This window comes from Azospirillum formosense (assembly GCF_013340925.1).
GTDB classification, from domain to species: Bacteria; Pseudomonadota; Alphaproteobacteria; order Azospirillales; family Azospirillaceae; genus Azospirillum; species Azospirillum formosense.
Genome location: NZ_WHOR01000460.1, coordinates 1 through 2,069, shown reverse-complemented (window position 1 = coordinate 2,069; position 2,069 = coordinate 1). Strand labels below are relative to the sequence as shown.

1 protein-coding gene, 1 tRNA gene and 1 pseudogene are annotated in these 2,069 nt (G+C 70.8%); 2 read left to right on the top strand and 1 reads right to left on the bottom strand.

Going from position 1 to position 2,069, the window contains the following annotated elements; all coding sequences use genetic code 11:
• Positions 1-221 precede the first annotated feature (221 nt).
• Together GBZ26_RS28980 and GBZ26_RS28975 are read left to right on the top strand one after the other, a co-directional pair.
• Positions 222-1,202 carry an alpha/beta hydrolase gene (locus GBZ26_RS28980; protein WP_174441747.1) on the top strand — a complete coding sequence of 327 codons (981 nt, stop codon included), beginning with the start codon at positions 222-224 and terminating at the stop codon, positions 1,200-1,202.
• Between the two features lie 257 nt (positions 1,203-1,459).
• Positions 1,460-1,546, top strand: a tRNA-Leu gene (locus tag GBZ26_RS28975).
• Between the two features lie 102 nt (positions 1,547-1,648).
• Here GBZ26_RS28975 and GBZ26_RS28970 read toward each other — a convergent pair.
• Positions 1,649-2,069: pseudogene (locus tag GBZ26_RS28970) on the bottom strand (peptidoglycan-binding domain-containing protein); the annotation flags it as partial.

The following is a 2,069-nucleotide window of genomic DNA, read 5'->3' as shown; positions in this document are numbered from 1 at the left end:
GTTGATCCTCTTCGCGGCGGGGACGGCGGCGTTGCTGCCGACACGCCGGGTCCTGGCGGGGGGCGCCCGCCCGCTGGGAATTTGCGGTGGGGGGCCCCCTGTGGAGGTGCCGCCTCGCCTCGTGCTCGGGGTGGGGGCGGCGGGGGGCTTTTCCGGTGGGCCGGCACCGCTCCCGGTTCGCGCGGCCGTTGGCCGTTGCTTCGGTTGAGAAGGAGGACGCCATGCCGGACACGATTTTGCGGCCCGCGGTGGACCGCCTGGACCCGCAGGTGATCGCGACGAACGAGGCGGCGGCCCGTCTCGGCGCCGCTCCCGCCGATCCCTTGAGTCTCCCGCTCGCCGAAGCCCGCGCGGCGGCGGAACGTTACCACGCCTTTCTGAACGGCCCCACGCCGCTTCCCACGGACGTGACGGAGGTGACCGTGGCCGGCCCCGCCGGCCCTCTGCCGTTGCGGCTCCACCGCCCGGCGGGCCGCGGGATGGAACGCCTGCCCGTCCTGGTCTATTTCCATGGTGGCGGCTTCGTCGTGAACAGCGTGGACACCCATGACCGGTTGCTGAGGCTGCTCGCCCGGCACAGCGGCGCGGTGGTCTGCGCCGTGCGCTACAGCCTGGCGCCGGAGCGCCGCTTCCCGCATCAGCATGAGGAGGCGCTGGCGGCCCTGCGCTGGGTTGCCGCCGCGGGGGCGGCGCATGGGATCGACGCGGGCCGGATCGCCGTCGGCGGCGATTCCGCCGGGGCCAACCTCGCGCTCGGCCTCGCCCTCGCCGCCCGCGCGCCGGGGGAGCCGCGGGTGTCCTTCGGGCTGCTGTTCTACGGCATGTTCGCCCACGACTTCGACACCGTATCGCACCGCCGCTTCGGCGACGGGCGGTACGGGCTGACGACGGCGCGGATGCGCTGGTACTGGCAACAGTATCTCGGCAGCGCCGCCATCCCCGACGATCCCCGCGCCGCTCCGTTGCTGGCGGACCTCCACGGGTTGCCGCCCTTGCTGCTGCTGGCTGCGGAACTCGACTGCCTGCGCGACGACTCCCTCCGTCTGGCGGAGCGGTTGGCCGAGGCGGGCGTTCCCCATCGCCTCGCCGTCCATGACGGGCTTCCCCACTCCTTCGCCACCATGACCCGTCTGGTCGATCAGGCCCACCGCGCCGTTTTGCAGGCCGCCGACGCGGTGCGCCGACATCTGGTGGATGCCTGACCCCGTTGCGCGTCTCCCGGCGGCACCGTGAGCGGGCTGTGAACGCAAGCCGCTTGCTTATCCCCCGGGAATGCGATAACAGGGCGCGGCGCGCACGGAAGGGTGTGCGTGCGGGCCGATGCGGCCTGTCGTCGGGTTGCTCTCAACATGAGAAAGTTGTTGCATTCCGACGCGGCGCCGCGTAACGTCCGGCTTAGGAAAGCAAAGGAATTCAATGGGTTGGGCCTTTGTGCGCAGTCCATTCGAATGATGAAGTCGCGGTCGTGGCGGAATTGGTAGACGCGCAGCGTTGAGGTCGCTGTGGCAGAAATGCTGTGGAAGTTCGAGTCTTCTCGACCGCACCATCTTTCCTTCGGCGGATCGCCGGTTGGGTACGAAAATCGGGGCCTTTTCAGGCCCCTTTTTCATGCCCGCGTGGATCGGGTCCACTCCATCCTTTCCTCCCCTTATTCCTCCAGGGTCCAGTTTCCGGCGGTCCGGCAGGTGCGCAGCGGCGCACCGGCGTCCCGGCCGGCCGGCGTGGTCACGACGTGGGTCAGCGCGAAGCACAGGCGCCCACGATCCTTCGGGTCGGCGATGCGGCCCGTCACGGTGATCAACCCGGATCGCAAGCCGTCTCCCGAAACCCACTCCTGGCCCGCAGCCGCCCGCTCCGTGCCCGATGCGGCCAGCGCCCCAAGGAAGGCCCCGGCGACCATCGGCTGGTCGTCGTGCTTCATGCGCAGGCGGGGGGCGTTGCTCCAGCCCGGCCCGACCAGAAGCTCTGGAGGCCGGACGTTGGCCGGCACCCGGTCCGCGGCGATGGCCACCGCCAATTCCAACGGGTCTTCGGGTGCCACGCCCGGCGGCGTGTCGACCAGTCCGGGC